This is a genomic window from Streptomyces sp. SLBN-31 (assembly GCF_006715395.1).
Taxonomy (GTDB): Bacteria; Actinomycetota; Actinomycetes; order Streptomycetales; family Streptomycetaceae; genus Streptomyces.
In genome coordinates, this window is the sequence record NZ_VFNC01000001.1 from 1150084 (window position 1) to 1168757 (window position 18674).

At 71.7% G+C, this 18674-nt stretch carries 16 protein-coding genes and 4 pseudogenes; 9 read left to right on the plus strand and 11 right to left on the minus strand.

Going from position 1 to position 18674, the window contains the following annotated elements; all coding sequences use genetic code 11:
* Positions 1–12 precede the first annotated feature (12 nt).
* Positions 13–801 carry a maleylpyruvate isomerase family mycothiol-dependent enzyme gene (locus FBY22_RS05480; protein WP_142142773.1) on the plus strand — a complete coding sequence of 263 codons (789 nt, stop codon included), beginning with the start codon at positions 13–15 and terminating at the stop codon, positions 799–801.
* 64 nt (positions 802–865) lie between these two features.
* Here the strand turns inward: FBY22_RS05480 and FBY22_RS05485 are convergent, their stop codons facing one another.
* The 7 genes and pseudogenes from FBY22_RS05485 to FBY22_RS05515 all read right to left on the minus strand — a co-directional run bounded on the left by FBY22_RS05485 (position 866) and on the right by FBY22_RS05515 (position 7918).
* Entirely contained in the window at positions 866–1564 is a 699-nt protein-coding gene (locus tag FBY22_RS05485) for an LAETG motif-containing sortase-dependent surface protein (protein WP_142142775.1), read from the minus strand.
* Positions 1565–1724: 160 nt separating this feature from the next.
* On the minus strand, positions 1725–2846 hold the full coding sequence (locus tag FBY22_RS05490) for an LOG family protein (RefSeq protein ID WP_142142777.1): 1122 nt from the start codon (positions 2844–2846) through the stop codon (positions 1725–1727).
* 27 nt (positions 2847–2873) lie between these two features.
* Positions 2874–3281 carry a VOC family protein gene (locus FBY22_RS05495; protein WP_142147378.1) on the minus strand — a complete coding sequence of 136 codons (408 nt, stop codon included), beginning with the start codon at positions 3279–3281 and terminating at the stop codon, positions 2874–2876.
* A 97-nt stretch (positions 3282–3378) separates the two neighbouring features.
* Positions 3379–4761, minus strand: coding sequence for a hypothetical protein (locus tag FBY22_RS05500; RefSeq protein ID WP_142142779.1), 1383 nt, complete (start codon positions 4759–4761; stop codon positions 3379–3381).
* Between the two features lie 365 nt (positions 4762–5126).
* Positions 5127–5843: pseudogene (locus FBY22_RS44695) on the minus strand (ABC transporter ATP-binding protein); the annotation flags it as partial.
* A gap of 189 nt (positions 5844–6032) precedes the next feature.
* A complete protein-coding gene (locus FBY22_RS05510) occupies positions 6033–7397 on the minus strand; it encodes an aspartate aminotransferase family protein (protein WP_142142783.1) in 1365 nt (454 codons plus the stop codon).
* Positions 7398–7399: 2 nt separating this feature from the next.
* Positions 7400–7918: an Lrp/AsnC family transcriptional regulator gene (locus FBY22_RS05515; RefSeq protein WP_142142785.1), complete on the minus strand. Its 519-nt coding sequence runs from the start codon at positions 7916–7918 to the stop codon at positions 7400–7402.
* Positions 7919–8094: 176 nt separating this feature from the next.
* Between FBY22_RS05515 and FBY22_RS05520 the strand changes: the two genes are divergently transcribed.
* Positions 8095–9534 carry a gamma-aminobutyraldehyde dehydrogenase gene (locus tag FBY22_RS05520; RefSeq protein ID WP_142142787.1) on the plus strand — a complete coding sequence of 480 codons (1440 nt, stop codon included), beginning with the start codon at positions 8095–8097 and terminating at the stop codon, positions 9532–9534.
* A 265-nt stretch (positions 9535–9799) separates the two neighbouring features.
* Positions 9800–10006, plus strand: a pseudogene (locus FBY22_RS05525) (spermidine/putrescine ABC transporter substrate-binding protein); the annotation flags it as partial.
* A 10-nt stretch (positions 10007–10016) separates the two neighbouring features.
* Here FBY22_RS05525 and FBY22_RS05530 read toward each other — a convergent pair.
* A complete protein-coding gene (locus tag FBY22_RS05530; RefSeq protein WP_142142789.1) occupies positions 10017–10697 on the minus strand; it encodes a YceI family protein in 681 nt (226 codons plus the stop codon).
* Between the two features lie 282 nt (positions 10698–10979).
* Here FBY22_RS05530 and FBY22_RS05535 point away from each other — a divergent pair, with 282 nt between their 5' ends.
* The 5 genes and pseudogenes from FBY22_RS05535 to FBY22_RS05555 form a co-directional block, all read left to right on the plus strand.
* The gene (locus FBY22_RS05535) at positions 10980–11354 is read left to right on the plus strand and encodes a Tat pathway signal sequence domain protein (protein WP_142142791.1); all 375 of its coding nucleotides are present in this window, start codon (positions 10980–10982) and stop codon (positions 11352–11354) included.
* Positions 11351–11959: a class F sortase gene (locus tag FBY22_RS05540; RefSeq protein WP_142142793.1), complete on the plus strand. Its 609-nt coding sequence runs from the start codon at positions 11351–11353 to the stop codon at positions 11957–11959. Before FBY22_RS05535 ends, FBY22_RS05540 begins: the two co-directional genes overlap by 4 nt.
* Positions 11960–12052: 93 nt before the next feature.
* Positions 12053–12544 (plus strand): RNA polymerase sigma factor, encoded by a 492-nt coding sequence (locus FBY22_RS05545; RefSeq protein WP_142142795.1) that lies wholly within the window; start codon positions 12053–12055, stop codon positions 12542–12544.
* Positions 12528–13028, plus strand: coding sequence for a hypothetical protein (locus FBY22_RS05550; RefSeq protein WP_142142797.1), 501 nt, complete (start codon positions 12528–12530; stop codon positions 13026–13028). The genes FBY22_RS05545 and FBY22_RS05550 overlap by 17 nt, the downstream gene beginning before the upstream one ends.
* 71 nt (positions 13029–13099) lie before the next feature.
* Positions 13100–13597, plus strand: a pseudogene (locus tag FBY22_RS05555) (hypothetical protein); the annotation flags it as partial.
* 3 nt (positions 13598–13600) lie between these two features.
* On the opposite strand, the gene FBY22_RS05560 reads toward FBY22_RS05555, so the two are convergent.
* On the minus strand, positions 13601–14746 hold the full coding sequence (locus FBY22_RS05560; protein ID WP_142142799.1) for a serine hydrolase: 1146 nt from the start codon (positions 14744–14746) through the stop codon (positions 13601–13603).
* Positions 14747–15025: 279 nt separating this feature from the next.
* Between FBY22_RS05560 and FBY22_RS05565 the strand changes: the two genes are divergently transcribed.
* Positions 15026–16705, plus strand: coding sequence for an RNA polymerase sigma factor (locus tag FBY22_RS05565; RefSeq protein WP_142142801.1), 1680 nt, complete (start codon positions 15026–15028; stop codon positions 16703–16705).
* On the opposite strand, the gene FBY22_RS05570 is transcribed toward FBY22_RS05565, so the two are convergent.
* Positions 16687–17388 carry a glycerophosphodiester phosphodiesterase gene (locus FBY22_RS05570; protein ID WP_142142803.1) on the minus strand — a complete coding sequence of 234 codons (702 nt, stop codon included), beginning with the start codon at positions 17386–17388 and terminating at the stop codon, positions 16687–16689. The genes FBY22_RS05565 and FBY22_RS05570 overlap by 19 nt on opposite strands.
* 35 nt (positions 17389–17423) lie before the next feature.
* Positions 17424–18517 (minus strand): annotated as a pseudogene (locus tag FBY22_RS05575) (adenosine deaminase).
* Positions 18518–18674: the final 157 nt, after the last annotated feature.

The window sequence follows — 18674 nt, forward strand, 5'->3', positions numbered from 1 at the left end:
TATGGTGCGGGCATGACACTCCTCCCGCATGACCGCTACTGTGCCGAGATCGCCCACCAGGTCGAACAGCTGAGAGCGGTGGTGACCTCCGGGGCCGACCTGGCCGCGACCGTCCCCACCTGCCCCGACTGGACCCTGGAGCAGCTCGTGCTGCACATGGGAGGCGTCCTGCGCTGGTCGGGGACGCTGGTGCGGACGCGGGCGCAGGAGAACATCGACGACGAACTGGTGCCGCGCGGCGACGGCCCCGAGACCCCGGGCGACGCGGCCGCCCTCGACGCCTGGCTGGCGGAGGCCGGCGAACTGGTCGTGGACGCGCTGCGCGAGGCCGGGCCGGACGCGAAGGTGTGGAGCTGGGCCGAGTCCCCGAACGCCGGCTTCTGGGCCCGCCGCATGGCCCACGAGATCACCGTCCACCGCGCCGACGCCACGCTCGCCGCGGGACTGCCGTACGAAGTGGCACCCGACATCGCCGCCGACTCGATCGACGAGTGGCTGGAGCTGGTGGAGCTGATGGGCCGGCGCAAGGAGACGGAGCAGCCGCTGCGGGCCGGCGGCAGCATTCACCTGCACGCCACCGACGCCGCGCCGGAGTTGAACGCCGAGTGGTTCGTCCAGGGCACCGAGGAGGGCTTCGTCCGGCGCCGCGGCCACGAGAAGGCGACCGTCGCCCTGCGTGGCCCGCTCACCTCGGTGCTGCTCGCCTTCTACCGCCGACTGCCCCTGGATGCGCGGGAGTTGGAGGTCGTCGGCGAGCGGGAGCTGCTGGAGTCCTGGCTGGAGCGGGCGACGTTCGGCTGAACGCGACCGTGGCCCGTCCCCCGGGGATACGGGGACGGGCCACGGTGCGTTGCGAAGTGAGGCGTCAGCGCGAGCTGTTCGCCCCGCGACGGCGCATGCCGAAGTAGACGGCGCCGCCGCCCACGACGACCAGGCCGCCCGCGATACCGGCGATCAGACCGGTGTTGGAGTTCGCACCGGTCTCGGCGAGGTTGGAGTCACCGGCCGCCGGGGACGGCTCGTTGTCGGTGCTGCCGGCCGGAGCGGTGCTGCTCTCCGAGGCCGACGGGGCCGGGCTCTGGGAATCCGAGGCCGGGGTGGAGGCGGACTCCGACGGCGAGGGGGTGGCCGGCGGGGTCGACTCGTCCTTGGCGCAGCCCTTGGCGGGCGTGCTCAGGTTCGGCTTGATGTCCTTGTCGACGATCGGGTGGTCCTTGTCCTTCCCGGCCGTGACGTGGACGCGGTACTCGGCCTTCGGCTGCCAGTCCTCGTTGAACGTGACGGTGACACCCTCGCGCGAACCGGTGACGTCCTGCTCACCGATCTGCTTCGCGTCGGCGCCGTTGCTCTCGAGGAACACGGTGATCGTGGCCGGGGTGCCGGAGGCGTCCTTGTCGGTGACGACGATGACACCCTTGCCGCCGTCGCACTTGGCTTCGGCGGAGAACTCACTGATGTTGCAGGCGAGCGCGGAGCCCGCGGCGCTCACGGCGAGCGCGGTGGAGGCGGCGGCGACGCCCAGGATCTGCGCTGAACGACGCGCGGTGCGGCGAGTTATGGACACGTTTGCCCTTCACGGGATGGCACAACTGCGGGGGGTTGCAGGGGAGGTGACGCGACGGTGAGGTGAGGCTTCACCATCCCCATGAGGCTCACAGGTCTATAAGCGTTCCATAAGAGTGTCAATCCAAAGGCCTGTACCGCGGGTTGGCTTTACTCTCTTATTAACCACCGAGACGTTTCAATGCCGCCGGGGCTTGCTCGATCCGGTCAACGAGGGCGATACGGGACTCCATCGAGCGTTCCCGCGCGAGTGCCTGCAAGAGGGGCCAGGTCGGCAGCCGCTCGGTCCAGTGCTCCCGGTCGACCAGCACCATGGGCGTCGGCTCGCCCCTCGACTCGTAGTAGTTGGGCGTCGCGTTGTCGAATATCTCCTGCACGGTCCCTGCCGCGCCCGGCAGGAAGACCACGCCCGCGTTGCAACGGGCCAGCAGGCCGTCCTCGCGGGTGGCGTTGGCGAAGTACTTGGCGATGTACGCGGCGAAGGGGTTCGGCGGCTCGTGGCCGTAGAACCAGGTGGGGATGCCGACCGAGTGGTTGCCCTTCGGCCAGCGGTCGCGCACCTCGAAGGCCGCCTGCGCCCATTCGGTGACCGACGGTGTGAACGAGGGTGCCCGGGCGAGGAGTTCGCACGCTTCCTCCAGCATCTCGTCCTCGTACGGCGCCGCGTACGCGCCCAGGTTCGCCGCCTCCATCGCGCCCGGGCCGCCACCCGTCGCCACGGTCAGCCCGGCGCGGCTCAGTTCGCGGCCCAGGCGCGCGGCGCCCGCGTATGCCTCGGTGCCGCGTGCCATCGCGTGGCCGCCCATGACGCCCACCACCCGCGCGCCGCGCAGGAGTTCGTCCAGGGCGTCGGAGATGGAGTCGTCGTGCACGGCCCGCAGCATCGACGCGTAGATGTCGCCGTCCGCCTTGGTGCGCTGGAACCAGGCGTAGGCCAGGGCGTCCGGCGTCTGCTCGTACCCCTTCTCCAGCGAGGCGAACAGCTGGTCGGCCGTGTAGAGGTGTCCGCGGTAGGGATCGAAGGGGAGGTCCGGAACCGGCGGGAAGACCAGGGCGCCGTCGGTCCGGATCTTCTGCGCCGCGTCCTCCCGCATCGGGCAGCCGAGGAAGACCGCGCCCGCGGTGTCGGTGGTGAGCAACTCCCGTGTGCGGTCCGTCAGATCGACGGCCTGCACCCGGTAGCCGGCGAGGGTGCCGCGGGCCGAGACGGTCGCGTCGAAGTCCTCGAGCGTCTCGATCTCGCGTTCGTCATGGTGGGCCGCATGGGCCGGGCTGGTCTGCACCCGGCCATGCTAAGGAAGGAGAACGGTTCAGCTCTGGACGGCCGCCGGGTCCATCCACATGACCTCCCAGGTGTGGCCGTCGAGGTCGTCGAAGGCGCGGCCGTACATGAAGCCGTGGTCCTGGGTCTCGCCGGTCGCGGTGCCGCCCGCGGCGATGGCCTTGTCGACCAGTTCGTCGACCTTCTCGCGGCTCTCGGCGCTCAGACAGATCAGCGTCTCGCTGGTCTTCGTCGAGTCCGCGATCTCCTTCTTGGTGAAGTCCGCGTACCGCTGCTTGCTCAGCAGCATGGCGACGATGGTGTCGCTGATCACGACGCAGGCGCAGTCGTCGGTGCTGAACTGCGGGTTGATCGCGTAGCCGAGCTCCGTGAAGAACTTCTTCGACGCGTCGACGTCGTTGGTCGCGAGGTTCACGAAGATCATCTGCTGGTACATGCGGGTCTCTCCCATCGGGCGTCCGTGCCATTCGGTGGGTAGACGGCGGTGCGGCGCGCGACTCATCGGCGGTCGGCGAATTTCTTCCTGCGGGTTTTCAGCGGGCGAGGGGCAGGGCCGCCAGTTCGGCCACGAGGAGGGTGAGCGGGCCGAAGAGGGCCAGCAGGGCGGCGGCGCGGAGGGCGGCCGCGCTGCGCAGCATGGTGGCCGGGGCGCCCAGGCGCAGCAGGGCGGCCGTGGTGTCGGCCCTGGCCTGCCTGGCCTCCACGGCGGCGGTGAGGAGCGTGGCGATCGTGCAGCCGGTGACGAGGAGGGTGCCGAGGCTGGTGAGCGGGCCGAAGGCGGGCTCGTCCGGTTCCGGCGTGTACAGGGTGGTCATGGCGTAGGCGGCGGAGGCCACCGCGCAGACGATGCCGAGGGGGCGGCCGATGCGGTTGGCCTCCTCCATGAGCACACGGCCCGCGAGGAGACGCAGGGCGCCGGGCCGGGCGGACTGCAGGAGGCGGCCGGTGAGGTGGGTCAGGCCGGGGGCGGCGAGGGCGAGGCCCACGGCCGTGAGGAGGAGGCCGGCGAGGACGGCCGGGGTGGTGGACGCCAGGTTGCCGGGCAGGGCGAGGGAGCGGGTGGTCGCGGCAGCGGCGGCGTACGCCTCCATCGCGAGGCCCGCGGTGAGGGTGGCGATGCCCCAGGGCAGGTCGGTGGGGGGCTTGCGGGGCGCGGGGGGATGCTCCTGGACGTCGGGGCCGAGCTCCGGCTGCGCGGTGTCGCCGGGGGGTGCCGGGGGCGGTGTCCCACCCGCCTGTGCCGACCGGGCCTCCTCTCCGCCGCCCGCGGACGTGCCCGCCGACAGGGGTCGCGGGCGGGCGCCGAAACGGCCGTACGCGCCGAAGGTGTCCCGCGTCGTCGACCTGCCGTACGCGCCGTTGCGGCCGAAGGAGCGGCCTGCGCCCGGTGCCTGCTTCGAGCGGACTTCCTTCGGCCTCAGTACCAGCATCACCGCCACCGACGCGATCACCGGTACCAGCGCCAGCAGCGTCAGGGCGGCCGGCAGCGGCAGCGGCCGGTCCGCCGCCAGCAGCCGCGACGCCGCACCGCCGAACGGCACGCCCGTGAGGTCGCCCCGCAGGTGCAGGAAGAACAGGAGGGCGGTCATCGAGCCCAGCGTGCAGGACAGGGCCGTGGTCGTGGCCGAGATGGTCATCAGGCGGCCCGGTCCGAGACCGATGGCCGACAGGCCCGGGCGGGGTCTGGTGGCGGGGTCCGTACGGGCCACCGCCACCGCGAAGTGGACCGTGGCGGCCAGCGGGGTCAGGCACCAGGTCAGACGGAACACGGAGGCGGGGGGGTTGTCGGGGTGGCCCAGGGCGTAGCCGAGGGTGCACAGCAGGAGGAAGCCCGTGCCCGCCGAGGCCATGGCCACCAGGAGGCGGCGCAGGTGTACGGCCGGGTGGGCGCCGCGGGTCAGACGGAGAGCGAGCACGCGGCCCCCTGACCTTCCGCCTCGACCCCTCGCCCTTCCGGCCCTGCTCCTTGCTCTCGAGCACCCGCCCCTTGGCTCTCCGGCCGGCTCCCCGTGCTCTCGGACTCCGCCCCTCGTCCCGGTGCCCGGCTCTCCCGCACCCCGGCGTCCACCCCTCGGCCCCCGGCCTCTCCCCCTCGGCTCCCGGCGTCCGCCGCTCGGCTCCCGGCGTCCGCCGCTCGGCTCCCGGCGTCCGCCGCTCGGCCCCCGGCCTCCGTGCCCTGGCCTTGCGGCTGGTTCTCTCCGCCTGCGGGCCCCGGCCCTCGTCCCTGGGGACGGCTCCCCCGGCCCTTCGAGGCAGCCGTTCGGTGGTGCGGTTCGGTGGCCCTGGCTTCCGGGGTCGGGAACGCCGGGAGGTGGAGCGTGTTCACTCGGCGGCCGTCCAGGAGGGACACCGTGCGGTCCGCGAGAGCCGCCGTCTCCGGGTCGTGGGTGGCCAGGACGACCGTGATGCCGTGCGATCGGGCCGCGGTCGTCAGCGTCCGCAGCACGTGCGCGCGGTCCGCGCGGTGCAGCGGGGCGGTCGGCTCGTCGGCGAACAGGACCGTCGGCGCGGGCGCCAGGGCCCGGGCGATCGAGACGCGCTGGCGTTCCGCCTGGGTGAGTTCGTGCGGACGGTCGCGCGAGCGGTCGCCGACGTCCAGGCGCTCCAGCCACTCCAGGGCGGACGTCTTGGCCCGGCGGCGGCCGGTGCCGCGCAGCATGAGGGGGAGGGCGGCGTTCTCCCACACGTTCAGCTCGGGTACGAGCACCGGCGCGGGATCGATCCAGCCGAACCGGTCCCGGCGCAGGCGCTCACGGGTGAGCGAGCCCATCGTGTGCACCGGCACGCTGTTGAACCAGACCTCGCCGCGCTGGGCCGGCACGAGTCCGGACAGGCAGCGCAGCAGGGTCGTCTTGCCGCTGCCGCGCGGGCCGCTGACGGCGAGGATCTCGCCCTCCTGGACGCCGAGCGAGACGCCGCTGAGCGCGGGCGAGCCGTCGCTGTGCTGGAAGTGCAGGGCACGTGCCCAGAGCACGTCGTTGTCCGGCGGGGCCACCATGGGCGTACACCTCGAGTCAGATCCGTTTTTGCCGTGCCATCCCCCGTGCGGGGGAACGAAGACAGGGCTGATCGGTCACTCGCACGCTAGGCAGGCATCGCCCGGAGGCCGGACATCACACGGCCCCGGACGCCCGTTCTCACTCGAACGGGCGGCACCGGGGCCGTTGTTGATCACAGGGTCAGCTCATCAGAGCTTCGTCCACGCCTCCGTCAGCGTCGCGCGCAGGATCTGCTCGATCTCGTCGAAGGTCTCCTGGTTGGAGATCAGCGGCGGGGCGAGCTGCACGACCGGGTCGCCACGGTCGTCGGCACGGCAGTACAGGCCGTTGTCGAAGAGGGCCTTCGACAGGAAGCCGTACAGGACGCGCTCGGTCTCCTCGTCGTTGAAGGACTCCTTGGTGGCCTTGTCCTTCACCAGCTCGATGCCGTAGAAGAAGCCGTTGCCGCGGACGTCGCCGACGATCGGCAGGTCGTGCAGCTTCTCCAGCGTGGCACGGAAGGCGCCCTCGTTGTCCAGGACGTGCTGGTTGAGGTTCTCGCGCTCGAAGAGGTCGAGGTTGGCGATGCCGACCGCGGCCGACACCGGGTGGCCGCCGAAGGTGTAGCCGTGCAGGAAGGTGTTGTCGCCCTTGTAGAACGGCTCGGCCAGGCGGTCGGAGATGATGCAGGCGCCGATCGGGGAGTAGCCCGAGGTCATGCCCTTGGCGCAGGTGATCATGTCCGGGACGTAGTCGAACTTGTCACAGGCGAACATCGTGCCCAGGCGGCCGAAGGCGCAGATGACCTCGTCGGAGACGAGCAGCACGTCGTACTTGTCGCAGATCTCGCGGACCCGCTGGAAGTAGCCGGGCGGGGGCGGGAAGCAGCCGCCGGCGTTCTGCACGGGCTCCAGGAAGACGGCGGCGACCGTGTCCGCGCCCTCGAAGAGGATCTGCTGCTCGATCTGGTCGGCGGCCCAGCGGCCGAAGGCCTCCGGGTCGTCGCCGAATATCGGGGCGCGGTAGATGTTGGTGTTCGGGACCTTGTGCGCGCCCGGCACCAGCGGCTCGAAGGGGGCCTTCAGGCCCGGCAGGCCGGTGATGGACAGGGCGCCCTGCGGGGTGCCGTGGTAGGCGACGGCGCGGGAGATGACCTTGTACTTGGTGGGCTTGCCGGTGAGCTTGAAGTACTGCTTGGCCAGCTTCCAGGCGGTCTCCACCGCCTCGCCGCCGCCGGTGGTGAAGAAGACCTTGTTCAGGTCGCCCGGCGCGTGGTCCGCGAGGCGCTCCGCGAGCTCCACGGCCTTCGGGTGAGCGTAGGACCAGACCGGGAAGAACGCCAGCTCCTGGGCCTGCTTGAAGGCGGTCTCGGCGAGCTCGGTGCGGCCGTGACCGGCCTGGACCACGAACAGACCGGCGAGACCGTCCAGGTAGCGCCTGCCCTTGTCGTCGTAGATGTAGGTGCCTTCGCCCCGCACGATCGTGGGGACGGGGGAGTTCTCGTACGAGGACATGCGGGTGAAGTGCATCCACAGGTGGTCGTACGCGGTCTTGCTGAGGTCCTTCTGGCTCACGGTTATCGGGTTCCCCACATGTAGGTCTGCTTCTTCAGCTTCAGGTAGACGAAGCTCTCGGTGGAGCGCACGCCGGGCAGCGCCCGAATGCGTTTGTTGATGACGTCCAGCAGGTGGTCGTCGTCCTCGCAGACGATCTCGGCGAGGATGTCGAACGAGCCCGCGGTCATCACCACGTACTCGACTTCCGACATGTCCGTCAGCGCGTCCGCGATGGACTCGACATCGCCCTCGACGTTGACCCCGACCATCGCCTGGCGCCGGAAGCCCACGGTGAGCGGGTCCGTGACGGCGACGATCTGCATCACGCCCTGGTCGAGCAGCTTCTGCACGCGCTGGCGCACGGCCGCCTCGGACAGGCCCACGGCCTTGCCGATCGCGGCGTAAGGGCGCCTGCCGTCCTCCTGGAGCTGTTCGATGATGGCGAGGGAGACGGCATCCAGATGGGGAGTGCCGTTCCTGGACTCGCGGGTCGAGTCCCTGTGCTCTGCGCTTCGACTGGCCACGCCCTCACTGTGCACGACGTCTCGACAGTTCCGCAAGGGTGGACCGATGAAATTCGTTGTTTACGAGACTGAGACCTGCGGATTTCGCAGCCTTGGCGCGATCGGGGGTGTTGAAAACGTGGGCTTGCGGATTAGGGTGGGTGTCTCAGCCAATGGACACGTTGGATCCACTCGAACTTGGAGGGCCGGCAGTGAGCACCGAGCTGCGTCGTCTGCGCAACTACATCGACGGTGAGTTCCGGGACGCCGCCGACGGACGGACCACCGAGGTGGTCAATCCCGCGACCGGCGAGGCGTACGCGACCGCGCCGCTGTCCGGGCCGGCGGACGTGGACGCCGCCATGGCGGCCGCCGCCGCGGCCTTCCCGGGCTGGCGCGACACGACCCCGGCCGAGCGCCAGAAGGCCCTGCTGAAGATCGCGGACGCCTTCGAGGAGCGCGCCGAGGAACTGATCGCGGCGGAGGTCGAGAACACGGGCAAGCCGATCGGGCTCACCCGGTCCGAGGAGATCCCGCCGATGGTCGACCAGATCCGCTTCTTCGCGGGCGCGGCGCGGATGCTGGAGGGCCGGTCGGCCGGCGAGTACATGGAGGGACTGACCTCCATCGTCCGCCGCGAGCCGGTCGGCGTCTGCGCGCAGGTCGCGCCGTGGAACTACCCGATGATGATGGCCGTGTGGAAGTTCGCGCCGGCGATCGCGGCCGGCAACACGGTCGTGCTGAAGCCGTCGGACACCACGCCGGCGTCGACCGTGCTGATCGCCGACATCATCGGCGGCATCCTGCCCAAGGGCGTCTTCAACGTCATCACCGGTGACCGGGAGACCGGCCGGCTGATGGTCGAGCACCCGACGCCCGCGATGGCCTCCATCACCGGTTCGGTGCGGGCCGGCATGCAGGTCGCGGAGTCGGCGTCGAAGGACCTCAAGCGGGTCCACCTGGAACTGGGCGGCAAGGCCCCGGTCGTCGTCTTCGAGGACACCGACATCCCCAAGGCCGTGGAGGACATCTCCGTGGCGGGCTTCTTCAACGCCGGGCAGGACTGCACGGCGGCCACGCGCGTGCTCGTGCAGGAGGCGATCCACGACGAGTTCGTCGCGGCGCTGGCGAAGGCGGCCACCGAGACCAAGACCGGCCAGCCGGACGACGAGGACGTGCTGTTCGGCCCGCTCAACAATCCGAACCAGCTCAAGCAGGTCTCCGGGTTCATCGAGCGGCTGCCCGCGCACGCCAAGGTCGAGGCCGGCGGTCACCAGGTCGGCGAGAAGGGTTACTTCTACGCCCCGACCGTCGTCTCCGGGCTGAAGCAGGACGACGAGATCATCCAGAGGGAGGTCTTCGGGCCCGTCATCACCGTGCAGTCCTTCTCGGACGAGGACCAGGCGGTGGAGTGGGCCAACGGCGTGGAGTACGCGCTGGCCTCGTCGGTGTGGACCAAGGACCACGGGCGCGCCATGCGGATGTCGAAGAAGCTGGACTTCGGCTGCGTGTGGATCAACACGCACATCCCGCTGGTGGCGGAGATGCCGCACGGCGGGTTCAAGAAGTCCGGTTACGGCAAGGACCTCTCGGCCTACGGCTTCGACGACTACACGCGCATCAAGCACGTGATGACGTCGCTGGACGCCTGAGCGACATCAGGTATCAGGGGACCGGCCATCGACAAGGTGTCCGGTCCCGCCGCCTCCCTCCTCGACGCAGCGTCGATTGTCGGTGCACAGTCGGGGGCGGGATGCTGCGGCCATGCCCCTCACACCGAAGTACCTTGCGCCTCCCCGCCGTTCGCTGCTGCTCGCGATCCTCGGCGGAGTGGCCGGCTGCGGGGTGCCCGCCGCCTATGTGCGGCCCGGTGAGCGCGCCGTCGACGACCTGTCGGCCCGGCAGAAGAGACTGACCGCCGCCTGGGTCAACTACGTCTGCCCCGTGCCCGCCGCCCGGGACGTGCTGGCCTCCGCCAGGGACAAGGAGACCGCCGCCCTCGCCGAGAACGCGCTGATCTTCCCGGACGCCGAGATGCGCAAGCGGCTCGTGATCGCCCGGGACATCACGTCGAAGGAGCGGGTGGGGTTCGCGAAGCGGTGGAACGCGATAGTGGGGCTGTGAGCGGCCGACGTCAGCCGCGGGACATGCGGATCGCCGCGATGTCGAACTGCAGGCGCACCTTCTCGCTCACCATGGCGCCGCCCTCCGCCAGCCTCTGGTTGTAGGTCAGGCCCCATTCGGAACGGTTGATGGTGGTCGTGCCGTCGAAGCCGACCCGTTCGTCCCCGAACGCGTCGGTGACATGGCCGATGTAGGTGAGCTCCAGGTCGACCGGGCGGGTGACCTTCTTGATGGTGAGGTCGCCCGTCATACGGTAGACATCGTTTCCCACCAGGCGTACGGCCGTGCTGACGAAGCGCATCTGCGGGTAGGAGCGGGCGTCCAGGAAGTCGCGGCCGACGAGGTGGGCGTCCCGCTGCTCCACGCCGGTGTCGACGGACGCGGTGTTCAGGACGATCTCGGCCCGCGAGCGTGAGGGGTCGTGGCCGTCGAAGTACAGACGGCTGTCGAACTCCGCGAACGACCCGCGCACGGTGGTCACCAGGGCGTGCCGGACGGAGAAGCCGATACGGCTGTGTGCCGGGTCGACGACCCACTCCCCGGTCAGTGACGCGAGGGACGGGTCGGGCACCCCGTTCGGTGCCGACTGCTGCTGACCGGGCCTGCGTTGGGGGAGGGCCGGGGCCGTGGGGGCGGGGGCGGTGGGGGGAGCCGGGCGGCGCTGGGACGACGCACGGGTGAACAGGTTCATGATTCACGTACTTACGTCATGCCAACCGCGCCCGCAAGCCGTCTTGGCAACCCGCACACACGGTCGTCACGAATTGCCCCCGGACGTGCAGAAGTTCACCGGCCGCTCGGCAAGCGGCTTTTCCCGCACGGTGGTTGGGCCGCGAAGCGCCGACCGCGCCCTCGGCGACTTTGCCGTCTCTTTACAACCCGTTCCGCCTCCGCCTCGTCTCTCCGCTCGATCCACCACACAGCCCGCCGGCCGACCACCGGCCGGGCGGACCGACGAAAGAGAGACCCACTCATGCGCCGAACCGGCCTCAGTGCCCTGGCACTTGCCTGCACCGCCGTACTGGCGGGCGCGGTACCCGCGTTCGCCGACGGGGCGTCCCAGGCCCCCTCTCCCGTGCCGAGCGCCGCCAAGCCGACCGAGCGGCCCAGGGACACCGCGCCCTCCACGGTTCCGAGCACCGGGGACCGCCGCGCGAGCGCCGAGCCGACCCGGGCGCCGTCCCGCGGCCAGGTCTCCGTCGTGCCCAGCGGAGCGCCGAACACCGGTGTGGCCGACACCTCCTCGGGGTCAGGGGGCGCTCTGATCGGCGGGGGTGCCGCTGCGGCCGTCGTCGTGGGTGGCGGCGCCGTCCTCCTCGTGCGCCGCCGGCGGGCGAACGGGGCATGAGGCCGTTCGCCGGGCGCGCTCTGGCCGCCACGGCGCTGGCCGCCCTGCTCGTCGGCTGCGGCGGCGGTGGGGGGAACACCGCCGGGCACCTCGCGAGCACACCGTCGCCCTCAGCCCCGCCACCGGCGAAGTCGGTGTCCGCGGTGGGGCGATCGGTCCCGGTCGGGCTCCGGATACCGGCCGTCGGGGTCGACACCCCGGTGCTGCGGCTGGGCCTGGCCGCGGACGGCAGCGTGCAGGTCCCGCCGGTCCAGGCGCACGACCGGGCGGGCTGGTACCGCCACTCGCCGACACCGGGCCAGAGGGGTCCGTCCGTGATCCTCGGCCATGTCACGGTCGGCGCCTACGGGGACGGCGTCTTCCGGCACCTGAGGGAACTGCGCCGGGGCGGACGGATCGAGGTGCGCCTGGAGAACGGCACCGATGCGGTGTTCGCCGTCACTGACGTCCGCACGGTCGCCAAGGCCGACTTCCCCACGAAGGAGGTGTACGGCGACGTGAACCGGCCCGAGCTGCGGCTGATCACCTGCGGGGGAGCCCGTACCGGAGCCGGCTACCGCGACAACGTGATCGTCTTCGCGGTGCTGACCTCCGCGACCCGCTGAACCGCGTAACAGAACCCGGGCCGGGGCAACGATCCGCGTCGGCCCGGGCTCTTCCTCCCAGAGCCGCCCCAACCCCCATGACCATGGAGAACGTTGAAACGCTCCCGCGAGAAGGCCGCGTCCGAGCTGTTCGCCGCCCTCTATCCGCGCCTCGCCGGCTGGGTCCGCCGGCTGGTCGACGACGACGAGACCGCGCACGAGATCGCCTCGGAGGCCTTCACCCGCCTCTGGGCCCGCTGGACCAGCGTGGCGGAGCCGAGCGGCTTCCTCTACGTCACCGCGGCCAACATCGTCCGGGACCACTGGCGCAAGCTGGAGCGCGAACGCCGCGCCGTACGCCGTGCGAGGACCGAGGCGGCGGTGGCTCCGCACACCGAGCAGACGGACCCCTCGGTGCGCCTGCTCGTGCAGTCCCTCCCCGAACGCCTGCGCGTGCCGATCCTGCTCCACTACTACGCTGACATGCCGATCCGGGAGGTGGCCGCGCTCACCGGACGCCGGGAGGGGACCGTCAAGGCGGACCTCCACGCGGCCCGCGAACTGCTCCGCGCCCACCTGAGGAGAAGCGTTGATCACACACTCTGACGAGGGCCCGGACATCGACCCCGAGGACCCGCTCACGGTCCTGCTCCAGCCGCCCGCCCGGCACCTCGGGCCGCCCCCCGGCCGCTACCGGGCCATCCGCCGCGGCGCGGCCCGCCGCCGCATCCTCAAGGCCGCCGCCGGTGCCGCCCTGACCTGCGGTGTGGCCGCCCTGGCGATCCTTCCCCTGCGCCTGTCCGCCTCGGACACCCGGCCTTCGCCGGTGGCCCCCCTGGCGCCGCCGCCGGCGAGCAGCCCCTCGACCCTGCCGTCCGACCCGCCCACCCCGCGCCCGTCGAGCCCCCACCCCACCACGGACCCCCGGACCGGCAGGCCGAGCACCAGCCCCCGGGACACGGCCCGCTCCGTCCCCACCGCCGCCTCCCCGTCCCGGTCCCCCCGTACGGCGACCGACGTCCCCTCGGTCGAACCGTCGGCGGTCCGGAGCGCTCCCGGAGCGTCACCCGGGCAGACCGCGAGGCGATAGCCGGGCAGAGCGCGAACCGACAAGCGGGACCCGCTTTTTGAACGTGTTCAACAGCGGCGTACGCTGCCCTCATGAGCGACAGAGCCGCCCTGCTGAAGGGCATCCGCGCCTGGTTGGTCCTCTTCGTCGTCTGCCTGGTGCTCAGCGGAGCCACGGCCTTCCCGCTGGTGCACGAACTGCACTGGACCGAGGACGTGTTGCGGTCGCTGTCCGTGCCGCAGCACCTCCCCGCGCTCATGGACTGGATCGAGCGGGTCCGGCGCGGCCTCGACACCGCCGACGCCGACTACCCCTTCCTCCTCTACGGCACCGACTGGCTGGCCTTCGCCCACCTCGTCATCGCGGTCGCCTTCTACGGGCCCTACCGGGACACGGTCCGCAACATCTGGGTCGTGGAGTTCGCGATGATCGCCTGCGCCGGGATCATCCCGCTCGCGCTGGTCTGCGGGCCGATCCGCGGCATCCCCTTCTGGTGGTCGGTGATCGACATGTCCTTCGGGGTGTTCGGCGTGATCCCGCTCTACGTCGTCCGGAAGAAGATCAAGCGGCTGGAGCGACTCGGCCCGTCCGCCTCAGCGGTTGAAGGCGGGGTAGGCGAAACGCTCGGCGATGGCCAGGCCGTCGCCCTTGGCGTCGGTGGAGTCGACCGAGTAGACGAGGGTGCGGGAGAGGTCGCGGGTGGCGGCGATCACCGTGGCGTAACCGGGCCGTGAGCCGGTCTTGCCCCAGATCACCCTGCCGTTGAGCTCGAACCGCTCCAGCCCCGCCGCGTACCGCGCGCCGGGCACGTCGGGAAGCGTGAACATCTCCTTCAGCTGCGGCTCGGGCACCACCCGGCCGCGGAACAGCCCCACCAGCAGCCTCTCCAGGTCGGCGGTCGTGGAGATCAGGTCTCCGGCCGCCCAGCGGTCGGACATGTTCCAGTCGGTCACGTCCGTCAACTCGCCGTCGATCCAGTCGTATCCGCGGTTGTGCGGCCCGTGGACGCGCGGGTCGGCGCCGACGGGGAACGAGCTGTCGCGCATGCCGAGCGGCCGGAAGATCCGTACCGCGGCCTGATGCGCGTACGAGTCGCCGGTCACCTTCTCGATGAGCATGCCGAGGACGGTGTAGTGGATGTTGTCGTAGTCCTGGCGCGTGCCGGGATCGTACGCCGGGCCCTTGGCGACCGAGGCGGCCACGACCTGCCGCGGGGTCAGCGTCTCGAAGCGGTGCGGGTAGCCCTCCTCGACCGTGTCCCCGAGGGACGTGCCCGGCCGCAGCCCGCTGGTGTAGTTCAGCAACTCCCTCACGGTGACGGGCTTGAAGTCCGCGGTGAGCAGACCGGGCAGATACCGCTGCACGGTGCCGTCGAGGTCGACGCGGCCCTCCGCGGCCAGTTGCAGCACGATCGCCGCGGTGACCACCTTCGTCACCGAACCCGCCCTGAAGCGCCCGTTCGCCAGCGCCGACGCCCCGGTGCGCACGTCCCGGACGCCCGCAGTCCCCCTCCATGTCCCGTCGCCGCCGACCCGGATGAGCGCGGCGGTCGCGTCCGCGTCGGGAAGGCCCGCGATCGCGGCGCGCAGGGCGTCGGCGTCGGGTCCGGACGTGTCGTGCCCGGAGGCGTCGTGCGCGGACGCCGTTGCGGTGGCGGCGAACGCGGGGCCGGCCAGGGGGCCGGCGGCCAGGGCGAGGACGAGTGAGGCGGCGAGAACGGTCGGGACACGGGCACGCATGGGCTGCTCCGGAGGTTTCGGCAGTGGGTGTCGAGATCATCCTCGGCCGGTGCGGGCGGACGGGGATCGTCGGTGAGGAGGGGGTGGGTCCCTGAGGGTTCCCGGAGCAAGTCCCTTACTTCACAGGTGAGTTGTGGGGGATCGCCCTTACGGGAAGCGGCCTGCGCCCCGGCGGCTCCGAAAAAGTGTTATCGCCGCCGTCTCCTTCGCGTCCCCCACTGTGACCTCCGACATGGACAACATCACCGGTCGAGCTGAGAAGGTGCGGTCGCGAAGCGTATGAGCCGGGAGAGTACGGACGTGGACGAAAGAGCCGGACGCCAGTGGCGTGCCACCATCGCCGCCGCGCAGGCCGGTGACCGGCGGGCGCTGGACGACCTGGTCGCGGGCTGGCTGCCGCTCGTCTACAACGTCGTCGGCCGCGCCCTCAACGGCCACGCCGACGTCGACGACGTCGTCCAGGAGACGATGCTGCGGGCCGTCGACAACCTCGGCTCACTGCGCGACCCGGACAGCTTCCGGTCCTGGCTGATGGCGATCGCGATGCGCCAGATCCGGGACCGGGCCCGCCGCAGGACCTCCCGGCAACTCGACGAGCGCGCGGCCCCGGAGACCACCGACTTCGCCGAAGTCACCGTGTTGCGGCTGCAGTTGGCGGGGCAGCGGCGGGAGGTCGCGGAGGCGGTGCGCTGGCTCGACGACGAGGACCGGCAACTGCTGTCGCTGTGGTGGCTGGAGGTCGCGGGGGAACTGAGCCGGCGCGAGCTGGCCGCGGCCGTCGGCATCAGCAGACAGCACGCCGCCGTGCGCGTCCAGCGTGTGAAGGAACGTCTGGAGACCTCGCGCGGCATCGTGCGCGCCCTGGACGGCGCCTGCCCGGACCTGCGCGAGCTGACCGCACGCTGGGACGGCCGGCCCGACTCGGTGTGGCGCAAGCGGCTGGCCCGGCACATCAGGGGCTGCGGCTACTGCGGCGATCCCCGCGAGGCGGTCGTACCGGCCGAACGCCTGCTCGTCGGCCTCGCGCTCGTTCCGCTCCCGGCCGGCTTCACCCTCTCCCTGGCCCTCGGCGGCAAGACGGCGGCCGCCGCCTCGTCCGTCGGCTGGTCGGCCAAGGTCCTCGGCCTGCTCACCAAGCCCGCGGTCGCGGTGACGGCGGGCGCGACGATCGCGGCCGGCGGCGCGTACGTCGTCACACGGACCCCCGACACCCCGCCGCCGCGCGTGGCAGCAGCCCCCACGGCCGCGAGCACTTACCGGCCGCCCGCCCCCACCCCGTCCGCCTCCCCGTCGCACAGCCCGTCCCCGTCGGTGACGAAGAGGACGACCGCGCTCTACGGCAGCGTGGTCGACGCCGTGGACCGGGCACCGGGCCCCGGCACCCCGCCCGCCGCCCTGCCGCACCGCGCCGAGTCCGGTGTCACCAGCACCGGCGGCGCGCACGCCGTCCTGAACCACCGGGGCGACGCCGTGACCCTCAACGGCAAGGGATACGTCCTGGTCCGCTGGCAGATCTCGCCGCAGTACCGCTCGGGCGGTCTGGTCCCGCCCTCCTGGACCGGTCTGAAGGGCAGGCTCTTCCACGTCGCCTCGGGCGGCGGCCGCCGCATGGACGACCCCGTCGGCGGGACCGACCCCACCGCCACCGGCATGGGCAGCAGGGCCACCGGCTACGACGTACTGCCCGCCGGCACCCAGCAGATGTGGCAGAACGAGTACTTCTACCTCGACGGCGACGTCACCCTCACCGTCAACGAAAGCGGCGCCGACTACGGCCTGAGCGTCTTCCCCAGCACCTGGGACGCCGCCGAGAAGGACGTCACCACCGGCCCCGCCCAGGGCGTGATCCGTTACGGCCTGGTCCGGGACACCGGCAAGGACGACACCCCGGTACCGCAGTACGTCACCCGGAAGACCCCCGCCGATCCCGCGACGGTGCCTCAGCGCTCGCGCGTGTAGGGCGCCTCCCGCAGCGCGCACAGGACGTCGACGCGGTTCGTGGTGATCGAGTCGACGCCCAGGTCGATCAGGCGGCGCATCGAGCGGCGGGTGTCCGGGGTCCACACCGAGAGCAGCAGGCCCTCGCGGTGCACGCGGGCCGCCAGCGCGCGGTCGACCAGCGAGAAGCGGTAGTTGAGCCAGCGCGGGCGCACCGCCTCCAGCAGCACGGGGCGCGCGGGCGCCAGCGTGGTGCGGGTCAGCGCGATCTCCGCGGACGGATCGGCCGCCCGCACGGCGAGCATCTCCTCGGCGCCCGCGCAGTAGTACACCCGCTCCCGTGCCCCGGCCTCCCGCACGGCGTCCACCACCCGGCGGGCCTCCCGCACGTCCCGGGTGCCGGGCAGGTCGATCATCACCCGGCTGCCCTCGGTGGCGGCCAGGGCCTCGGCGAGCGTCGGGATCCGGCCGCCGGTCAGTCCGCGGACCTCGTCCGCGGACAGCGACCGAAGCGGCCGGTCGTGCTCCCACAGCCGCTTGAGCGTCGCGTCGTGCAGCAGCACGGGGACGCCGTCCCTCGTCAGGCGTACGTCGATCTCGACGGCGTCCGCGCCCAGGTCGAGCGCGGCACGCAGCGAGTCGATCGTGTTCTCGCGGACGCGGTACGGGTCGCCCCGGTGGGCCACGGCGGTCAGGTTCTGCATGCGCCCATTGTGGTGGCCGGCGAAGACGGTACGGCTCAGGGGGCCAGCCATGCCGAGGTGTAGGCGTCGATCTCCTCGCGGACGCGGGCCTTGCCGGGCTCGTCCAGGAAGGAGACGTCGACCGCGTTCTTCGCGAGCGAGGCGACGCCCCGCTCGTCGAGGTCCAGGAGGCGGGCGGCGACCGCGTACTCGTTGTTCAGGTCGGTGCCGAACATCGGCGGGTCGTCGGAGTTGATCGTCACCACGATCCCGGCCTTCACGAACTCCGTGACCGGGTGCTCGTCGAGGGTGCGCACCGCGCGGGTGGCGATGTTGGAGGTCGGGCAGACCTCCAGCGGGATGCGGTGCTCGGCGAGGTGGGCGAGGAGCTTCGGGTCCTGGAAGGAGTGGGTGCCGTGCCCGATGCGCTCGGCGCGCAGATGGGTGAGCGCGTCCCACACGGTCTCCGGGCCGGTGGTCTCGCCGGCGTGCGGCACGGAGTGCAGTCCGGCGGCGATGGCCCGGTCGAAGTACGGCTTGAACTGCGGCCTGGGCACGCCGATCTCGGGCCCGCCGAGCCCGAAGGAGACCAGCCCCTCGGGGCGCAGCCGCTCGTCGGTGGCGAGCCGTACCGTCTCCTCGGCCGACTCCAGGCCCGCCTCGCCGGGGATGTCGAAGCACCAGCGCAGCACCGTGCCGAACTCCGCCTCGGCCGCCTTGCGGGCGTCCTCGATCGCGTCCATGAAGGCCCGCTCGTCGATGCCCCGGCGGGTGGAGGAGAACGGCGTGATGGTCAGCTCGGCGTAGCGCACCTGCTGCCGGGCCAGGTCCCGGGCCACCTCGTACGTCAGCAGGCGTACGTCCTCGGGGGTGCGGATGAGATCCACGACGGACAGGTACACGTCGATGAAGTGGGCGAAGTCGGTGAAGGTGAAGTAGTCGACCAGGGCCTCGGGGTCGGTGGGCACCTTGGAGTCGGGGTGGCGGGCGGCCAGTTCCGAGACGATCCGGGGGGAGGCGGAGCCGACGTGGTGGACGTGGAGTTCGGCCTTCGGCAGTCCGGCGATGAAGGCGTGCAGGTCGCGGTGGTCGGTCAAGGTTCCTCCCCGGAACGGCGTCCGGTGCCCTGCGGGGGCGGGACGCGGGTGATCGGCTGATCGATGAATCGTGGTCATCGTAGACAGACCGCCCGCGGGCCGGGCTCGGCGGTGGTCCGCGGCCGCCGGTGGCAAGCGGCGGCGGGGGCGGCGCGGGTCGGCTACCGGCCGGTCGTACCGGCAGGTCGAGGCTTTACCATGGCCGGACGA

Coding starts and splice junctions, on each gene's coding strand:
- FBY22_RS05480 (WP_142142773.1), top strand. CDS start 13: ATGACACTCCTCCCGCATGACCGCTACTGTGCCGAGATCGCCCACCAG.
- FBY22_RS05495 (WP_142147378.1), bottom strand. CDS start 3,281: ATGTACCAGCAGATGATCTTCGTGAACCTCGCGACCAACGACGTCGAC.
- FBY22_RS05530 (WP_142142789.1), bottom strand. CDS start 10,697: ATGAACCTGTTCACCCGTGCGTCGTCCCAGCGCCGCCCGGCTCCCCCC.
- FBY22_RS05535 (WP_142142791.1), top strand. CDS start 10,980: ATGCGCCGAACCGGCCTCAGTGCCCTGGCACTTGCCTGCACCGCCGTA.
- FBY22_RS05540 (WP_142142793.1), top strand. CDS start 11,351: ATGAGGCCGTTCGCCGGGCGCGCTCTGGCCGCCACGGCGCTGGCCGCC.
- FBY22_RS05560 (WP_142142799.1), bottom strand. CDS start 14,746: ATGCGTGCCCGTGTCCCGACCGTTCTCGCCGCCTCACTCGTCCTCGCC.
- FBY22_RS05565 (WP_142142801.1), top strand. CDS start 15,026: ATGAGCCGGGAGAGTACGGACGTGGACGAAAGAGCCGGACGCCAGTGG.
- FBY22_RS05570 (WP_142142803.1), bottom strand. CDS start 17,388: ATGCAGAACCTGACCGCCGTGGCCCACCGGGGCGACCCGTACCGCGTC.